Origin of the sequence: Micromonospora sp. D93 (genome assembly GCF_018070365.1) — a bacterium.
Lineage (GTDB): Bacteria > Actinomycetota > Actinomycetes > Mycobacteriales > Micromonosporaceae > Micromonospora > Micromonospora ureilytica.
On sequence record NZ_JAGPXW010000021.1, the window covers coordinates 85,775 to 103,231 of the forward strand.

The 17,457-nt window shown below is 71.4% G+C and carries 19 protein-coding genes; 10 read left to right on the plus strand and 9 right to left on the minus strand.

What is annotated here, in order from left to right; genetic code table 11:
* Positions 1–94: 94 nt before the first annotated feature.
* Entirely contained in the window at positions 95–1,597 is a 1,503-nt protein-coding gene (locus KBX71_RS22330; RefSeq protein WP_210819889.1) for a hypothetical protein, read from the plus strand.
* A gap of 142 nt (positions 1,598–1,739) precedes the next feature.
* On the opposite strand, the gene KBX71_RS22335 is transcribed toward KBX71_RS22330, so the two are convergent.
* From KBX71_RS22335 to KBX71_RS22345, 3 genes are all read right to left on the minus strand, one after another.
* Entirely contained in the window at positions 1,740–2,699 is a 960-nt protein-coding gene (locus KBX71_RS22335) for a TIGR03557 family F420-dependent LLM class oxidoreductase (protein ID WP_210819890.1), read from the minus strand.
* 137 nt (positions 2,700–2,836) lie between these two features.
* Positions 2,837–3,139, minus strand: coding sequence for an NAD(P)-binding domain-containing protein (locus KBX71_RS22340; RefSeq protein ID WP_307847242.1), 303 nt, complete (start codon positions 3,137–3,139; stop codon positions 2,837–2,839).
* Positions 3,140–3,428: 289 nt separating this feature from the next.
* Positions 3,429–3,635 carry a hypothetical protein gene (locus tag KBX71_RS22345; protein ID WP_007460667.1) on the minus strand — a complete coding sequence of 69 codons (207 nt, stop codon included), beginning with the start codon at positions 3,633–3,635 and terminating at the stop codon, positions 3,429–3,431.
* Between the two features lie 252 nt (positions 3,636–3,887).
* On the opposite strand from KBX71_RS22345, the gene KBX71_RS22350 reads away from it, so the two are divergent.
* Together KBX71_RS22350 and KBX71_RS22355 are read left to right on the plus strand one after the other, a co-directional pair.
* Entirely contained in the window at positions 3,888–4,715 is an 828-nt protein-coding gene (locus KBX71_RS22350; RefSeq protein ID WP_210819891.1) for a hypothetical protein, read from the plus strand.
* Positions 4,712–5,548 (plus strand): aspartate/glutamate racemase family protein, encoded by an 837-nt coding sequence (locus KBX71_RS22355; protein ID WP_210819892.1) that lies wholly within the window; start codon positions 4,712–4,714, stop codon positions 5,546–5,548. The genes KBX71_RS22350 and KBX71_RS22355 overlap by 4 nt, the downstream gene beginning before the upstream one ends.
* Here KBX71_RS22355 and KBX71_RS22360 read toward each other — a convergent pair.
* The 4 genes from KBX71_RS22360 to KBX71_RS22375 form a co-directional block, all read right to left on the minus strand.
* On the minus strand, positions 5,472–6,248 hold the full coding sequence (locus tag KBX71_RS22360) for a maleylpyruvate isomerase family mycothiol-dependent enzyme (RefSeq protein ID WP_210819893.1): 777 nt from the start codon (positions 6,246–6,248) through the stop codon (positions 5,472–5,474). The genes KBX71_RS22355 and KBX71_RS22360 overlap by 77 nt on opposite strands.
* 132 nt (positions 6,249–6,380) lie before the next feature.
* Positions 6,381–7,589, minus strand: coding sequence for a low temperature requirement protein A (locus KBX71_RS22365; protein ID WP_210819894.1), 1,209 nt, complete (start codon positions 7,587–7,589; stop codon positions 6,381–6,383).
* Positions 7,590–7,718: 129 nt separating this feature from the next.
* Positions 7,719–8,675, minus strand: a complete 957-nt coding sequence (locus KBX71_RS22370) for a 5'-3' exonuclease (protein WP_210819895.1) — start codon at positions 8,673–8,675, stop codon at positions 7,719–7,721.
* A 59-nt stretch (positions 8,676–8,734) separates the two neighbouring features.
* A complete protein-coding gene (locus KBX71_RS22375) occupies positions 8,735–8,962 on the minus strand; it encodes a hypothetical protein (protein WP_210819896.1) in 228 nt (75 codons plus the stop codon).
* 402 nt (positions 8,963–9,364) lie between these two features.
* Here KBX71_RS22375 and KBX71_RS22380 point away from each other — a divergent pair, with 402 nt between their 5' ends.
* Complete coding sequence (locus KBX71_RS22380) at positions 9,365–9,859, plus strand: CAP family protein (RefSeq protein ID WP_210819897.1); 495 nt, start codon at positions 9,365–9,367, stop codon at positions 9,857–9,859.
* A gap of 215 nt (positions 9,860–10,074) precedes the next feature.
* Positions 10,075–10,962: a winged helix-turn-helix transcriptional regulator gene (locus KBX71_RS22385; protein WP_210819898.1), complete on the plus strand. Its 888-nt coding sequence runs from the start codon at positions 10,075–10,077 to the stop codon at positions 10,960–10,962.
* Positions 10,963–10,994: 32 nt separating this feature from the next.
* Here the strand turns inward: KBX71_RS22385 and KBX71_RS22390 are convergent, their stop codons facing one another.
* Positions 10,995–12,365: a glycosyl hydrolase family 18 protein gene (locus tag KBX71_RS22390; protein ID WP_124822990.1), complete on the minus strand. Its 1,371-nt coding sequence runs from the start codon at positions 12,363–12,365 to the stop codon at positions 10,995–10,997.
* 201 nt (positions 12,366–12,566) lie between these two features.
* On the opposite strand from KBX71_RS22390, the gene KBX71_RS22395 reads away from it, so the two are divergent.
* The 3 genes from KBX71_RS22395 to KBX71_RS22405 all read left to right on the plus strand — a co-directional run bounded on the left by KBX71_RS22395 (position 12,567) and on the right by KBX71_RS22405 (position 15,435).
* On the plus strand, positions 12,567–13,682 hold the full coding sequence (locus KBX71_RS22395; protein WP_210819899.1) for a Xaa-Pro peptidase family protein: 1,116 nt from the start codon (positions 12,567–12,569) through the stop codon (positions 13,680–13,682).
* Positions 13,679–14,821, plus strand: coding sequence for an acyl-CoA dehydrogenase family protein (locus KBX71_RS22400; RefSeq protein ID WP_124815386.1), 1,143 nt, complete (start codon positions 13,679–13,681; stop codon positions 14,819–14,821). The genes KBX71_RS22395 and KBX71_RS22400 overlap by 4 nt, the downstream gene beginning before the upstream one ends.
* A 107-nt stretch (positions 14,822–14,928) precedes the next feature.
* Positions 14,929–15,435, plus strand: a complete 507-nt coding sequence (locus KBX71_RS22405) for an Lrp/AsnC family transcriptional regulator (protein ID WP_210819900.1) — start codon at positions 14,929–14,931, stop codon at positions 15,433–15,435.
* Here KBX71_RS22405 and KBX71_RS22410 read toward each other — a convergent pair.
* Entirely contained in the window at positions 15,365–15,976 is a 612-nt protein-coding gene (locus KBX71_RS22410; protein WP_210819901.1) for a histidine phosphatase family protein, read from the minus strand. The genes KBX71_RS22405 and KBX71_RS22410 overlap by 71 nt on opposite strands.
* Before the next feature lie 159 nt (positions 15,977–16,135).
* Between KBX71_RS22410 and KBX71_RS22415 the strand changes: the two genes are divergently transcribed.
* Complete coding sequence (locus KBX71_RS22415; protein ID WP_196926602.1) at positions 16,136–16,330, plus strand: CsbD family protein; 195 nt, start codon at positions 16,136–16,138, stop codon at positions 16,328–16,330.
* 215 nt (positions 16,331–16,545) lie between these two features.
* The gene (locus KBX71_RS22420; protein ID WP_307847243.1) at positions 16,546–17,451 is read left to right on the plus strand and encodes a polysaccharide deacetylase family protein; all 906 of its coding nucleotides are present in this window, start codon (positions 16,546–16,548) and stop codon (positions 17,449–17,451) included.
* Positions 17,452–17,457 lie beyond the last annotated feature (6 nt).

The window sequence follows — 17,457 nt, forward strand, 5'->3', positions numbered from 1 at the left end:
TATCGTGACGTTTGGTGGTCGGCGAGCACGTCGAGCCCCCGCGCCCGGATCGACGCGCGGTCACGTCAGGTAGGCAGGAAGGTAGGCACCGTTGATGTCCACGTACCGAGAGGGAGACCGCGCCACCCGACCCAGACGGCGGTCCCGACGGTTCATAGCCAGCGGTCTGCTGGCGGGGAGTCTGGTCGTGGGAGCGGCCGGAGCGGCCGCCGCCGCCGACCGCGCCCTCATTCTCCCAGGTCTGGCCCGGCTCAGCCCGGCGGCCGACGACGACCGCCGTGACGGCGAACGGCGGGCGCCGCAGCAGGGTCAGGACGGTGCCGAGCGGGCCCGTCCGGCGACCCCGGGCACCGGCAAGCGGGGCGTGGTGTCGGTCCCGTGCGACGCCGCGAAGCTGGTGGCGGCGCTGGTGACGGCCAACGCCGAGGGCGGCGGCGAACTTCGGCTCGCGCCCAAGTGCCGCTACACCCTCACCGAGGCGTTCCACGAGACCGACCAGTACGACGGCGGGATCCGTGACGCCCGGGAGGCCGCCGACGCGGCGGAGACCCCCGGCGACGCCGAGGCGCCGCCGCACAACCCGGCCGACGACACCGCCGGCCTGCCGGTGATCTACCAGGCCATCACGATCGACGGCGCGGGCGCCACCATCGCCCGGGACGCCCACGCCGCCCCGTTCCGCTTCTTCACCGTCCGTGACGGCGGCGAGCTGACCCTGCGGGACGTGGAACTGCACAACGGCCGCTCGGCCATCGAGGGCGGCAGCGTGCACGTGGTGCACGGCGCCACCGCCGTGGTGGAACGGGTCACCGTCACCCAGAGCACGTCGCTGTCGCCCGAGGGCGGCGGCGGAGGCATCTTCAACGACGGCAACATGGTGGTCACCGACTCCACGTTCGTCGGCAACAGCGCCTCCGGCGCCGCGGGCAAGGGCGGGGGCCTGCTCAACGGCGGTGTGCTGACGCTGAAGCGTTCCGAGTTCCACCGCAACAGCGCCAACGCCTATGGCGGCGGGCTCGGCAACTACCGTGGCGCCGCCGACGTGGAGAGCGTCTCCTTCACTCAGAACAGCGCCGCTCAGGGTGGTGGGCTGGCCAGCTTCTCGGCCCGTACGAAGGTCTCCGACACCGAGTTGCTGAACAACACCGCGCAGGTCGGCGGCGGTGCCGCCAACTCCGACGCGGTGCTGGTGATGCGCACGATGACCATCCGCGGCAACACGTCCACAGTCAACGGGGGCGGCATCTCGACGGTGAAGGGCCTGACGCCGATCGACGACAGCGTGATCGAGGGCAACACCACTCACGGCCTCGGGGCCGGCATCTACGCCGAGAAGGCGAACCTGCTGGTCCGCGGCAGTGACGTGACCCGGAACGAGGCCGTCGGCGCCGCGTCCCAGGGAGGCGGCATCTACGCCAACGCCGGCTCGGTGGCGATCTACACCAGCAAGGTCACCCACAACGCGTCGACGGTAAAGCCCGGTGGCATCTTCGGCATGCACGCCCAGGTCAAGATCGACGATGAGAGCGTGGTCGTCGAGAACGAGCCGACCAACTGCGAGGGCAGCCAGGTGCCGATCGCGCACTGCTTCCGCTGAACGTCGACCCGCGCACCTCATCCCGCGCAGGCGAGCCGCCCCGATGATCGGTCGGGGCGGCTCGCCGCGCTCTGCCCTGGTCGGTTGCCGCCCGCCGGCGTCAGCCCATCGCGCGCCGCCGTCAGCCCCTCGCGCGTCGGCGTCAGCCCATCGTGCGCAGCCGGCCGGACAGGTCGCCGGCGAAGAAGTCGAGGAAGCCGTCCGGGTCGGGGCCGGCGTTCTGCAGGACGATGTGGTCGAAGCCGGCCTCGACGTACGACCGGACCTTGGCGACGTGCGGTTCCGGGTCCGGGCCGACGGCGAAGAGTTGCCGGATGTGCTTCTCCTCGACGTGCGCGCTGGCCGCGTCGAAGTTGACCGGGTTCGGCAGCTCGCTCATCACCTTCCAGCCGGTCACCAACCACCGGCTCGTCTGCAACACCGCCTGCACGGCCTGTCGTTCGTCGGTGGCCCAGGCCAGTGGCACCTCGGCGTAGCGCGGGCCCGAACCCTGTGCGCGTCGGTAGTGCTCGACGATCGACGCGTCCGGTTCGGTGGCGAACAGACCGTCGCCCAACTCGGCGGCGAGCCGGGCCGACACTTCACCGCTGGCCGCCACCGCGATCACGGGCAGGGTGTCCGGCAGATCGAAGACCCGGGCGTCCTCCAGTTGCAGGTGCCGGCCCTCGTACGACTGGTAGCCGCCCTGCCAGAGCAGCCGGATGATCTCCAGCGCCTCGCGTAGTCGCTCGTGTCGGCCCCGCACGCTGGGGAAGCCCTGCCCGACCACGTGCTCGTTGAGTCGCTCGCCGGCGCCCACCCCGAGGGTGAACCGGCCGTCGGAGATCAGCGCCATGGTCGCGGCGGCCTGCGCGATGATCGCCGGGTGGTAGCGGACCGTCGGGCAGGTGACACCGGTGGCCAGGCGCAGGGTGCTGGTCTTGGCCGCGATGGCGCCGAGCACGCTCCAGGTGTAGGACGAGTGCCCCTGCACGTCCAGCCACGGGTGGAAGTGGTCGCTCATCTCGACGAAGTCGAAGCCAGCCCGCTCGGCCAGGACGGCCTGTCGGATTATCTCCTGCGGGCCGTACCCCTCCGAGGCCAACTTGTAGCCGATCTGCATGCCCACGCTCCCGTTCGATGACTGAAGCAGGCGGTTCCCGGCCTCGGCGCGGGCAAACGCCGACGAGCGGGCAAACGCCGACGAGCGGGCAAACGCCGACGAGCGGGCAAACGCCGACGAGCGGGCAAACCAGCCTCCTAGGACGCCTTAGGCGGTGTGGCGCCGGCGTGTGGCACCCAGACGCCACTGACCCACAGAGCATCGCCAGCCAGCACCTCGCCGACCGAGGTGTCGTCCAACAGGCAGACGACGACCAGGGTGTTCGCCGCGACCGCTTGAGCGGCGCTGTCCGCGACCCGTGCGCCGTGCGGCGCGAGCGCTGCGGCGCGGGCCGGGGTGCGGTTCCAGACGGTGAGCGGGTGGCCGGCGGCAAGCCAGGTGCGGGCCAGCGCGGTACCCATCGCGCCGAGCCCCAGGATCGTGACGGAGGGCTTCTCCACAGTGTGTGTGATTCCATGCCGATTAGGCTGGTCATCGACCGTCAGGTGATCAAGTAAGCACTTCGGAGTGCGTGGTTACCCGGGGGTGAGCGAGCACGTCGGAGGGGTGGGCATGGCGACGTTGAACCGGCCGGGCACCGCGGACGGACACGCCTGCGGTATCGACACCGCGATGGAGGTGATCGGCGGCAAGGGGAGGAGACGGGCTAGTGCTCCTGGGCGACCTCGCCGCAACCGCGCCGGCCCGTGCCCCCCACTGCGAGGGCACGGGCCGGGGTGCGTCTGTCGTCTACTTGGAAGGCTCGGGCAGCTTGCAGTCGACCTTCGGGTTGGCGCCGATGTAGTTCAGCGGCCCGGCCACGATGGTGACCAGGATGGTGCCGGCCTCGGCGCAGTTGGTGTCGTCGCCGCTGTAGTAACCGCGCTGGCCACCGGCGATCGCGCCGATCACCAACCAGATCACGACGATGACTCCGAGAATCGAGGTGCCGCGCATCGCTGCCTCCTGAGGTATGTGGTGGATCTGAGGTGCAGCCGTTGTACCCAATCGGGTCGCGCGGCTAACGGTTGCGTGCTACAGCCTCCGCCGGATCCTCCATCCGGCCGATGCCGTCCACCGTTGTGTACCGCCTGGGCATCCGCCGCCCGCACCGGGTAGCGCCTGTCGGCTATCGGATCCGCGACCGATCTCGCCGTCATCCGGGTGAGTGGACGTAGAACTGCCTCACGGCCCCGCCGAGGAGGACTCATGGACGCCCCGACACCGCCCCTTTACATCGACCGCCCCGAAGACGTCGCGGTCGCGGCCCGCGCGCTGGCTGGCGGCGCGATCGTCGCGGCGGCGTTCGCCAACTTCTACGTCATCGTCACGCGTCCCGACGCGGCCACCGTAGGGCGGGTCAACGTGGCCAAGGGTCGACCGGTCCACCAGGTCGGCAGCATCACCACAGCGATCGGCCGGATCCCGGGGATGTTCGACTGGACGCGGATCTCGCCGCGCCTGCCGGTCGGTCGGGTGCGAGCGCTGATGGATGCCCTCTACGGTGCCGGGCCGTTCGGCTTCCGGGGGCCGGCGGCCGAGCGGCTCCCCGACCACCTCACCCAGATCGACCAGGGGATGCGGACCACCCAGGTGATCGCACCGGGCCTGACCTGCCCGTCCAATGCCTTCTTCGAGCGGGCGCTCGCCGAGACCGGAACGGATCACCTCTACATCACCTCGGCGAACCGGTCCCGGCATCTGACCGGCGCGACGGAGGAACCGGCGCACTGGAAGGCGGGAGCCCTTGCCGCCGACTTCGCCCACCTCGACGATCTGGTGGTGCTCGTCCACCGCAACGAGGCGGCGGCCCGCGCCGCGTACCCGGGTTACCTCACCACGTCGGTCACCCTGCTGTCGTTCCACGCACCGGAGGGTGACCTCGAGGAACCGCCGGTGCTCACCGTGGACCGGCACGGATCGCTGCACCTGGACGACGTCCGCCGGGCCGCCGCGCCGCTCGGCCTGCAGGTGCGCCTGGCCGGCGGCGCCCGGGAGCGGTTGCAGGTCCGGGGGTACGCCGGGGCACTGGTGTGAGCGGCTACCGCGTCGGCCTGGTGGTGCCCAGTTCCAACACCACAATGGAAACCGAGATCCCGGCGATGCTACGCCGACGCGAGGCCGTCGATCCGACGGTCCGCTTCACCACCCACGCCAGCCGGGTACGGCTGCGCCAGGTGACCCCCGACGAGCTGGCCCGGATGAACCGCTCCGCCCTGCGGTGTGTCGCCGAGTTGGCCGACGCCCACTGCGACGTGCTCGCGTACGCCTGTCTGGTGGCGGTGATGTGCGAGGGCGCCGGCGCGCACGAGCGGGCCGAGCGGCGGTTGGCCCGCGCGGCCGGTCGCGCCGGGCACGACATGCCGGTGGTGACCAGTGCCGGCGCGCTGGTCGCCGGGCTGCGGGCGCTGGGTGCCCGCCGGGTGGCCCTGATCGCGCCGTACCTGCCGCCGTTGACCGCGACCGTCGCTGCCTACCTCGCCGCGTACGGCGTACAGGTGACCGACGCGGTGAGCCTCGGCGAGCCGGACAACGTGGCGGTCGGGCGCATCCCCGCGGCGCGCCTGGTCGAACTGGCCGATCGTCTGGACGTGACCGACGTGGACGCGGTGGTCCTCTCCGCCTGCGTGCAGCTGCCGTCGTTGGCGGCGGTGCCTCAGGTGGAGGCCCGGCTCGGTCGCCCGGTGCTCACCGCGGCGACAGCGACAGTGCATCAACTGCTCACCGGTCTGGGTGTCGAGCCGTACGTGCCCGACGCCGGCCGGCTGCTGGCCGGCCCGGTTGCGGGGCGTCCTATACCTCCGGCTCCCAGGCGATCAGCTGGTCGAGGACGCGCACGTCGCCCTCGAGCCGCAGCGAGTCCATCGTGATGCGGCCGTAGCAGAACATGACCAGCTCATTGGCCGTGCCCCAGACGGAGACATAGGCCACCTCCGGGCCGTCGTAGGCGACCGGCGTGGGGAGCCGGGCGGCCCGGGCGCCGTCGGCGGAGAACCAGAGCCGCCAGGAACGGCCCTCGGCGGCGTGGTAGTCGATGACCGCGGGCTTGTGCGGCCACGTGGCCGTCGTCGCGACGCAGGTGGTCACGAACTCGTCGACACCGTCGAGGGCCACCTCGTCCGGCAGCGGCTGCGGGGCGCCCACGGCGACCTGGGCGTCGTAGGTGTGCACGGCGACCTGCTGGAGCTGGTGCCGGGCGACGGCACCAGTCGTCTGCGGAGACTGCGACGGACGCCACCACGTCCAGCAACCACGATCCGGGCCGGCCTTCCGCAGCGCGGCCAGCAGCTCCTCGGTCGACGCGGCGAACCAGGCCAGTAGGGCCTCGCGCTCCCGGGGTGCCACCGGGGCGGACATCGCCGGAGGAGCGTCGGCGGGCCCCGCGGCCACGATGGCAGCCCACCTGCGGCGCCCATCGCCCAGGTGCTGCACCAGGTCGAACAATGTCCACTCGGGGCAGGTCGGGACCCGCACGTCGAGGCTGGGTGCCGCGGCGACTGCGGCCCGGAAGGCGGTCGATCGTTCGTCCATCAGCCGCAACAGGTCAGCGAACCCCAGAGTCTCTTCCACCGCGGCTTTGTACCACCCCCCGCCGCCAACCGACAGCGGATTTCCCCGCCTCCGGCGGCGGGGCCACGCGGAGAATCCGTTGCCCGGCCGGCCCACGGGTTGACGACCATGGAATCGCCGAAGCGCGGTGGTTCAGTGCGGCGGTGCGGGGGCCTCCGGCGGCTTGCCGTGGCTACGCCGGAAGTCCGCGTAGGCCACGCCGGCCAGCACCAGCAGCCCGCCGAGGGCGGCGAACACCGGGGCCAGGTACAGCAGGCCGGGGGCGATGGTCAGCAGCGCCAGCACCCCGCCGGGTCGGGACCAGGACACCCGGCTGAACACCTCGTACTCGAAGGAGGCCCGTCCGGCCAGGAACAGCGCCGGGCCGCCGAGGATCACCGCGAGCCAGGCCGGCGGCGTGCGTCCGGTCGGCTCGTGCAGCACCAGGTGGAAGCCGGCCGCCGTGGTGACCACGCCGGCGATCATCAACAGATGGGTGTACGGGGCGCTGAACAGGAACTTGCTGGGTGACTTGGCGGCCTGGATGGCGGTCGGCAGCAGCTCGCCGGACTTGTGCACGTAGATCCGCCAGAGCAGCAGCGTGGTCAGGAACGCCACCGCGAACGCCCCGATGTTCTCGCCCTCGTTGTGCTCCATGCTGAACATGGTGCCGATCGTCAGGATGGCGTCGCCGAGCGCGATGATGAAGAACTGCTGGTAGCGCTCGGAGAGATGCTCCGCGGTGACGTTTCGCTGCCGCTCGGGCACCACTCCGAGCCCCGGCACCGGGTACGCGAGCCGGAAGCCGACGTAGTCGATGGCGAGCGCGGTGGCCCAGCACGCGATCCGGGCGTCCCCGCTGACGAATGCGCCGATGAGCCACGGGATCGCCGACACCGCGAACCAGATGAAGATGCGGGCCGCCCGACGCTGGGTCTGCGGTTCGCGGCGCACCGCCGGCATCAGGAACAGCCCACGTCCCAGGTGGATCGCCACGTACGTGCCGGCGAAGACGATCCCTCGATCGTCGAACGCCTTCGGGATCGCAGTGGTCATCAGTAGCGCGCCGAACATCACGGCGCTGATCAGCAGCTTGATCTCGGTGCGTTCCGGGTTGTAGAGGTCGGTGACCAGTGTGGTGATCGTCCAGGTCCACCAGACGGCGGCCAGCATGATCAGTGCCTCGGCGGCTCGGTGCCAGTCGAGCTGGTCGACCATTCCCCGGGAGATGAGCGCCAGCGCGACCACGTACACCAGGTCGAAGAAGAGTTCGAGGAGGGTGACCCGGCGCGGGGCCTCCGGGTCGCGCACCGGCGGACCGCTGGCCCGCGGCGACCCGGGCTCCGGCTCGGCGAGATGCACGGGTCACTCCTGCGGAACCGCTCGACTCGACGGGCCTGTCCGGTCCGCCTCAACGGACGGTAACGAGCGGGGGAGCGCGGGAACCCGTGTTCGCTCCCCGCTTCCCCCGACCGAGTCGATCGACAGGGGTTACCCCGGTTGCGGGGATGTCGAGGGGATCTCCTGCCCACGGGGTGCGGCGAGCGCGTCGACCAGGCGGCGGGCCGAGCCGGCAAGGTTCCATCGTTGGGCGAGCTCGAGCAGCCGGTCCGGGTCGGCGGGCGCGGTCGGCAGCGCGGTGGGCAGCTCCGGCAGGGGCACGTCCAGGGCGACCCGGACCACCGTCGGCGCGACGCTCAGATAGTCGCGCGCCGCGACCAGCTTGGCACGCAGGCCCGGCGCGAAGGACGAGTCGGAGTCGTCGAGCGCGGCCAGGATTCCGGCGATGCTGCCGTAGCGCTCGATCAGCCGGGCGGCGGTCTTGTCGCCGACGCCGGCCACCCCGGGCAACCCGTCACTCGGATCGCCGCGCAGCGCGGCGAAGTCGGCGTACCGGTCGGCCGGCACGCCGTAGCGGGCCCGCACCGCCGCGTCGTCGCAGTCGTCGAGCTTGGCGACACCGCGCCCGACGTAGAGCAGCCGGACCGGTCGGGCGTCGTCGACGAGCTGGAACAGATCCCGGTCTCCGGAGACCACCTCGACCGGACCCGGCTGGGTTACCGAGAGGGTGCCGAGCACGTCGTCCGCCTCGTAGCCGGTCGCGCCGACAGCTGTGATGCCCACCGCCGCGAGGACCTCCAGGATCATCGGCACCTGCGGGGTGAGGGTGTCCGGGACGACCTCGCCGCCCTCGGGGGCGACCCGGTGCGCCTTGTACGACGGCAGCAGGTCGACCCGCCACGCCGGGCGCCAGTCGTAGTCCAGTGCGCAGACCATCCGGTCGGCGCCCCGCACCCGGATCAGGGTGGCGAGCATGTCGAGGAAGCCGCGCACCGCGTTGACCGGGGTGCCGTCGTCGGCCTTGGCGACGGACTCCGGGATGCCGAAGTAGGCCCGGAAGTAGAGGCTGGCTGCGTCGATCAGCAGGATCGGGGGTCGGTGTGCCACGCCGGACAGCCTGGCACAACCGTCCGACGATCTGGCGTACGCCCGGCCGCCCGGTGGTGTCAGCGCCGCTCGTCGTGTCGGTAGACGGTCTCCCGCCGGGCCAGGTGCTGCACGATGTAGCTGGTCACCAGCAGCAGGATCGCGACCACCACCTCGACCCAGGCCGCGACGCCGTCGGCGACGGTGACGCCGATGATCAGCAGGACCAGGCCGACGAGTGCGAGGACCCCGGCCCACAGTTGGCGGCGACGGCGTGTCGCCGCCCGGCTCGACTGGTTCGCTGCCACGTCGGTCCTCCCGATCGGGGCGCCCGCGCGGGCGACCCGATCCCAGGCTAGGGCCGCGGGGGACGCGCCGGGCCGGAAAACGCGGGCGGAGCACCTGCCCGGCCGGTGGACGCGGTCGACCAGTACGTGCGCGGCGCCGATGTCCTCGGCGAACGGAACCGGTCGACGGCGGGAGGTGAAATCGCCCTTGTGGCAGAGGATAGGAAATTCGCTCTCACGCCGCTGGCGAGAGCTGGTGTTAGCACCTCTGTCACTAATGCGTCACTTTCAGTCACGGTCGGTTCGCGTTCAGCGATGGAAGGCTGTCGATGGCAACCCGGCCGCTGTGCGAGCCGTCCAAGGCCGAGCCGCCCGCCAAGGGGCAGACCTCCCGGCGTTCTTCTTCAGAAGAGGTGTCACATCATGCGAGACGGATTCGCGGATCGAACCAACGACGAGTTCCTGCAAGAGGTGCTGAGCAAGGTCAACGAACTGCGGGCACGGCACGGATCGTCGCTGCTCACCCTCGACCCGGAGCTCGTGGAGTACTCGAAGTCGCGGGCGTCCTTCATGGCCGAGAAGGACAACCTCACCCACGAGGGTCTGCGATCGGGCACCGGTGAGAACGGGTCGTGGGCGGGCGCCTCGACTGGCCCCACGGCAGGCTCCGGGATCGCTGCCGTCGACTCCTGGTACAGCGAAATCAGCAACTACGACTTCACCACGGGCAAGCCCATCGACTCCACGAAGGCCATCGGGCATTTCACGGCGCTGGTCTGGAAGAGCACCACGAAGCTGGGCGTGGGGCGGGTCGCCGGCCAGGGCACGAAGTGGTGGGAGACCTACATCGTGGCCAACTTCTCGCCGCCCGGAAACATGGGAGGCCAGTACGTGATGAACGTGGTGCCCGCGAGCTGACACACCGACCCCTCGCGGCGGGCGTACCGGCGGCAACCGGTGCGCCCCCCGCGCTGCCCCATACGGGCCAGGCGGCGGTCATGCCATCATCGCGGCCTCCTCCCGCACACTCGACACCGGCCGGCCAGCACCCATGTCGTCGTCCCCGTTCGCCACAATAGTCGGTTCCAGACTGGAACGGACTATAGTCGGAGCGGGAGCGACGGAGGTAGCGGGTGCGGCGAGAAGATCTTGCCGATGCGGACTGCGGTATCGCGCAGTCGCTCGGCGTGCTGGGGGACTGGTGGACGTTCCTCATCGTGCGGGACGTCGCCGGCGGGACGACCCGCTTCGACGCGCTCCAACGCGAGCTGGGCGTGAGTCGGCGGGCGCTCACCGAACGCCTCGCCGCCCTGGTCGAGCACGGTGTTCTGGAACGCAGGCCGTACTCGCGCCACCCACCCCGGTACGACTATCTGCTCACCACGAGGGGCGAGGGGCTGTTGCCGGTGCTCATCGCGTTGCAGGACTGGGGAACGAGGCATCTCATGGGAGACGGTGACGTGACCGCGACGGCCGATGCCGGCTCGGCCGAGGCGCGCCGCGCGCACGACCTGGTCGGCCGCCGGTTGCCCGAGGTCGTCCTGCCGGCCGCCGACGGGCAGCCGGTCGCGGTGGCCGCGACGGACGCGTGGACCGTCCTCTACCTGTTCCCGGGGGCGTACGCGCCGGAGACGCACGGCTATCCGCCCGGCTGGGCGGAGATCCCCGGTGCCCGGGGATGCACCCTGGAGTCGACCACCTACGCCAAGCGTCATCCGGACTTCCAAGCCGCCGGTGCCCGGGTGTACGGCATCAGCACCCAGCGGCCCGACCAGCTCGCCGACTTCGCCGCGTACGCCGAGTTGCCGTTTCCACTGCTGTCCGATGAGGACGGCCGGCTGGGCGCGGGCTTGCTGCTGCCGGTGTTCCGTGCGGGCGGGGCGACCCGGTTCAAGCGGCTGACCCTGCTGGTCGATCCGACGGCGGTGGTGCGGGCCGTGCAGTTCCCGGTCACGGACCCGGCCGGGTCGGTGCAGGAGATGCTCGCTTTGGTCGGTGCGCACGTGGGGGCCCCCGGCTGACGCCGTCGCGTCGACCGGGGGCCCTACGAGCCTCAGGCCGGGAGCGTCCAGCGCTGGTTGGCGCCGGCGAAGCAGTCCCAGATCTGCAACCGGGTGCCGTCGGCGGAGCTGTTGTCGCTGGCGTCGAGGCACTTGTTCGACTGTGGGTTGCGCAGGGTGCCGTTGGACTGTGCCTGCCAGACCTGCGCGCCGCTGCCGTTGCAGTCCCAGAGCTGGACCTTCGCGCCGTTGGCGGTGGAGCCGCTGGCGATGTCGGCGCACTTGCCGAGGGCGCGCAGCGTGCTGTCGCTGGCCACGGTCCAGGTCTGCGCGTTGGTGCCGTTGCAGCTCCAGAGCTGGACGGCGGCGCCGTTGGCGGTGCTGGCCGAGGCCACGTCGATGCACTTGCCGCCGAGGCCGGTGATCTGGCCGGTGCGACCGGTCGGCGGCGGGGTGGTGCCGCCCATGATGGTGTCGTACATGGCGCTGACCAGTGAGGTCGAGCCGCTGGTGTCCTGCGACAGCTCCCAGTTCATCACGCCGCCGGCGTTGGCGAGCGCCCACTGCGTCTTGCGCTTCACCGTCGGGATGCCGTTGTAGCACTGCTGCGCGCCGCCGGCGGTGGTGCAGTCCCGGTTGGCGTTGGCCGGGTCCAGCGCGACGAGCGCCGAGTAGGTGAAGTAACCGGGACGGCTGTAGAACGGGATGCCGAGGACGGCCTTGCTGGCCGGTAGGCCGCGTGCCTTCCACAGGTTGATGCTGTTGATCGACCAGTCGTAGTTGGCGTGCGGGCTGCCGCCGTCGTACGCCATGATGTTGAGCCAGTCGACCTGGTTGAACACGGCCGTCTGGACGCCCTGGACGCTGCCGCCCTCGGAGACCACGGCGGCGGTGAGCAGTTTGCCGCGGCTGTGCATCGCGCTGCCGAGCTGCGTCATGAGCGCGGTGTAGTTGTTGGCCGAGGCGCCCGGGTCGGGGTATTCCCAGTCCATGTCGACGCCGTCGAGGTTGTACTGGTTGACGAAGTTGACCAGGTTGTTGACGAAGTTGGTGCGGCTGCCGGAGTTGGCCGCGAGCGCCTCGAAGGCCGAGTCGTTGCCGTCGTTCCAGCCACCGACGGCGATCGACACCTTGACGTTGCTGGAGTGCGCCCGGGAGACCAGCGAGGAGAGTTTGCTCGGGTTCTCCACCGCGCGCAGGCTGCCGTCGTTGTTGGGCAGCACGAACGCGTAGTTGATATGGGTGAGCTTGTTGTACTGGATGGCGTTGACGTCGCCGGCCCAGGATGGCATGTAGCCGACGCTCTTGAAGTTGTTCGGCAGCACCACGGCCTGTGCGGCGGTGGAGGTGACGGTGAGGGTGGCGCCGGCCGTGGCCAGCGCGAGCAGGCCGGCGGCGAGGGCGCGGCGCAGTGGTGAGGACATCGGGGGCCTTCCCGTGGGCGGGGGACGACACCCGCCCGCGCAGGGTTGTCGCGGGCGGGGGGTGCGGGACGCAGGGACGGGTGGGCCTCGAGGCAGCCAAATCTTAAAGAGTGTTAACTGTCCGAGTCAATCAACATCTGTGGATTTCCGGTCGACCGGTGTCAATGGGGGGTTTGCCCAAACGACCGTTAAGCTGGCGGGGTGGGAATCGACGAGCTGTATCCGCCGGATCGGCTGATCGCCGCGCAGCGCGCGACGGCCGCCGCCGGCCTGGACGCCCTGCTGCTCACACCGGGCTCCGACCTGCGGTATCTGACCGGGTACGACGCCCACGCGGGGGAGCGCCTGACCTGCCTGGTGCTGCCCGCCGAGGGCGAGCCGACCCTCGTCGTGCCCCGGCTCGAACGCCCGGCCGCCGAGGCGTCCCCGGCACCGACGACCGGGGTACGCATCGTCGACCACGTCGACGGCACCGACCCGTACCCCCTGGTCGTCGCCGCCCTCGACGGCCCCGTCGCGGCGGTCGGACTCGCCGACCGGATGTGGGCCGAGCAGGTCCTCGGCCTGCGCGCGGCGCTGCCCTACGCCACGCAACGGCTCGCCGGGGAGGTGCTGCGCGAGCTGCGGATCCGCAAGTCCCCGGCGGAGGTCGCGGCGCTCGCCGAGGCCGGCGCGGCGATCGACGAGGTGCACCTGCGGATGGGGGAGTGGCTTCGCCCCGGGCGCACCGAGGCCGAGGTCGCCACCGACATCGCCGCGGCGATCCGCGCCGCCGGGCACGTCACCGTCGACTTCGTCATCGTGGCGGCCGGGCCGAACGGAGCCAGCCCGCACCACGGCACCTCCGACCGGCCGATCGGCGTGGGTGAGCCGGTGGCGGTCGACATCGGCGGCACGATGGCGTCCGGCTACCGCTCGGACTGCACCCGCACCTACCTGGCGGGCGGAGCGGCGCCGGCCGACTTCCTGGACTACTACGCCGTGCTGCGCGACGCCCAGCGTGCCGCCGTCGAGGCGGTGCGGCCCGGGATCACCGCCGCGGCGGCCGACGCTTCAGCCCGGGCGCCGATCGCCGCCGCCGGCTACGGTCCCGCGTTCCTGCACCGCACCGGCCACGGCATCGGTCTGGACGGGCACGAGGAGCCGTACCTGGTGGCCGGCAACGACCGACCCCTCGAGGCCGGCATGGCGTTCTCCATCGAACCGGGCATCTACCTGGCGGGCCGGCACGGCGCCCGCATCGAGGACATCGTCGTCTGCACAACGGACGGCGTGCAACGGCTCAACACCACCCCCACGGAGCTCATCGCGCTATGACTGTCGACCGGATCCTCCCCACCGACGAGGCCCACGACCTGCTGGGTCTCGCCACCGAGCTCGCCGACCGCGAGCTCGCGCCGAAGGCCGCGGCCTTCGAGGAACGCGCCGAGTTCCCCCGCGAGGTGCTGCGCACGCTGGGCCGCGCCGGCCTGCTCGGCCTGCCCTACCCCGAGGAGTACGGCGGCGCGGCGCAGCCGTACGAGGTGTACCTGCAGGTGCTGGAGATCCTGGCCAGCCGCTGGCTCGCGGTCGCCGAGGCGGTCAGCGTGCACACCCTGTCCTGCTACCCGGTGGCGGCGTTCGGCAGCGACGAGCAGCGCAAGCTGCTGCCGGACATGCTCGGCGGCGAGTTGCTGGGCGCGTACTGCCTCTCCGAGCCGCAGGGTGGCTCGGACGCGGCGGCGCTGACCACGCGGGCGGATCGCGACGGCGACTCGTACCTGGTCTCCGGCACCAAGGCATGGATCACCCACGCCCGGACGGCCGACTTCTACAACATCTTCTGCCGCACCTCGGGGCCCGGCCCGAAGGGAATCTCCTGCCTGCTCGCCGACGCGGGCACGGCCGGCATCACCCCACAGGCGGCCGAGCGGACGATGGGGCTGCGTGCCTCCCCGGTGGCGCAGATCGCCTTCGACGAGGCGCGGGTGCCGGCCGACCGGCTGATCGGCGGCGAGGGGATGGGCTTCACCATCGCCATGTCCGCGCTGGACTCCGGCCGGCTGGGCATCGCCGCGTGCGCGGTCGGGCTGGCGCAGGCCGCCCTCGACTACGCGGTCTCCTACGCCCGGGAGCGGCAGCAGTTCGGGCGCTCCATCATCGACTTCCAGGGGCTGGGGTTCCTCCTCGCCGACGCGGCCACCCAGATCTCCGCCGCCCGCGCCCTGACCCTGGCGGCGGCCCGGCTGCGCGACGCCGGCCGCCCGTACGCGATCGAGGCGGCCAAGGCGAAGCTGTTCGCCACCGACATGGCGATGCGGGTGACCACCGACGCGGTGCAGGTCCTCGGCGGCGCCGGTTACGTGGCCGACCACCCGGTGGAGCGGTACATGCGTGAGGCGAAGGTGTTGCAGATCGTGGAGGGCACCAACCAGATCCAGCGGATGGTGATCTCCCGGGCGCTGGCCAAGGACTGACGACGGCGCGTGGTGGCGCGGCTGCGGTGGGTGCGTCACGGCCCGTCGCGGCCCGCCACCCGGGTACCTCGTCGCCGTGCGGCGGTTTTCCCGGTAGGTTGCACGCCGTGGAGGAGATCGACCGCGCTATCGTCGCCGCGCTGACCGCCGACGGCCGTCTGTCGTACACCGACCTGGCCGAGCGGGTGGGGCTGTCGGTGTCCGCCGTGCACCAGCGGGTCCGCCGGCTGGAGCAGCGTGGGGTGCTCAAGGGGTACGCCGCCCGGGTGTCGTTCGAGGCGTTGGACCTGCCGCTGACCGCGTTCGTGGCGATCCGGCCGTTCGATCCGTCGCAGCCGGACGACGCCCCGGAGCGGCTGGCCCACCTACCGGAGATCGACTCCTGCTACTCGGTGGCGGGGGAGGACTTCTACCTGCTGCTGGTGCGGGTGGCCAGCCCCACCGACCTGGAGCGGGTGCTGCAGGAGATCCGTACCTCGGCGAACGTCACGACCCGGACGACTGTGGTGTTGTCCACGCCGTACGAGAACCGGCCGCCGAAGATCAGCGCTGGGGCGCCGAGTCGGTCGCGGTCCCGGGCGCCGGAGGAGCCGGCTGGTTCCACCGCAGGATGACCTGCCGGCCGTGTTCGTGACCGAGCGCGCTGACCGTGGCGGTCTCCAGGCGTAACCGCCCGCCGGCGGACGGGGGCAGGCCGATCCAGCGGGCGCCGAGCACCCGCAGGCTGTGCGCGTGCCCGACCAGCGCGACGGTGCCCCTGTCCAGCAGCGGGGTGACGCGGGCCAGCACCCGGTCGAGCCGTTCGCCCACCTGCGCGGGGGACTCCCCGCCGGGGCAGCCGTCGGTCCAGATGTTCCAGTGCGGATTGTCGTCGTGGATGTCGACTGTGGTGCGGCCCTCGTACTCGCCGTAGTTCCACTCGCTGAGGTCCTCGTCGACGCCGTCGACGGTGAGCCCGGCCAGTTGCGCGGTGCGCAGCGCCCGGGAGCGGGGGCTGGCCAGCACGGTGACGAAGCGCCGGCCGGCCAGGAACGCGGCCAGGGTGCGGGCCTGTCGCTCGCCGTCGGGGGTCAGCTCCAGGTCGGTGTACGAGGTGTGCCGCAGGCTGGCGCTCCAGGTGGTCTCGCCGTGCCGGATCAGCAGGAGCTCTCCCATGCGGTCAGTTAACCATCGTGGGGCCGGACCGACAGGCGACCCACCCACACCCTATCTTCCTAGGATGCCTTAGCGGGTGTGTGCCGCCCGGCACCACCGGTTTCGGCACCCGGAGACCGGGCAAGCGAGCCAGGACAATCGCCAGACCGAGGAGGCGCGATGAGCTTCACCGAGAAGGCCAAGAACAAGGCTGAGCAGATGGCCGGCGCCGCGCGGGAGCGCGTCGGCGACATGACCGACAACGAGCGGATGCGTGGCGAGGGCGCCAGCCAGCAGAGTGACGCGCGCGCCAAGCAGGCCGGTCAGAACGTCAAGGACGCCGGTCGCAACGTGAAGGACTCCTTCACGAAGTGACCTGTGCGGTCCGCGGGTCCCCGGGTGGCAGTTGCCACCCGGGGACCCGTCATGGCCGGCTCGGTGGGCACGCCCTGCCCCGCCGATCTTGCACTTGCTGTCCCGACATAAGGGATCTTCGGCCCGTGTGGACAACCGAAAGTGCAAGATCGGCGGGGTTGGGCGTGAAGCCTGGGGGGCAGTGAGGTCGTTTCGCGTCTGCGATGATCTGCGGCGTGATCCGACCCCGGCTCCGCCCGTTGTGGTGTGGCGTACTGGTTGCGGTGAGCCTTGTCGGCGGTGCCGCCTGCTCGGCGTCCCGGGTGCCGCCGCCGGACCGTCCCGTCTTCGTCGGCTCGTCCTTCTCTCCGGCCGCGCCGACGGCCAGTGGCACGGCATCACAGGCGCTTGCGACGCCTACGGCTGCCGCCACCCCGCAGGCTGTCCCGGGTGCGACGGGGGTGGGAACCAGGGCGCCGGTGGTGGATCACGGGCCGCGCACCGGTGCCAAGGTCGCGCTCACCTTCGACGCGGACATGACCGACGGAATGTTGGCCAGCCTGCGGGCCGGCCGGGTGAAGTCGTACGCGAACCTGCGCATCCTCGACCTGCTGGAGCGCGAGCGGGTGCCGGCGACGTTCTTCCTGACCGGTAAGTGGGTGCAACGGTATCCGGACGTGACCCGGCGGATCGCCGGCAACCCGCGCTTCGAGTTGGCCAACCACACCTACGGGCACGCGGCGTTCACCGCCGACTGTTACGACCTACCTCGGCTGCCGGTCGACGAGTTGGCCGCCGACGTGGCGAAGACATTCGAGGTGATCGAGCCGTACGGGGGTCGGCAGACCCGGTACTTCCGGTTTCCGGGGTTGTGCCACGACGCGGCGGCGCTTGACGCGTTGGCGCCGCTGGGTGTGACGGTGGTCGACGGGGACGTGGTCAGCGGTGATCCGTTCGCGACGGCGTGGAAGCCGTTGGTGCGGGCGGTGTTGGACCACGTCCGCCCCGGGTCGGTGGTGATCATGCACGTGACCGAGGCGAACGCGGCGATGACCGATGAGGCGTTGCCGCACATCCTGGCCGGGTTGCGGGAGCGGGGCTTGGCGCCGGCGCCGTTGTCGGAGGTGCTGGCCGGCGCCTGAGGCGAC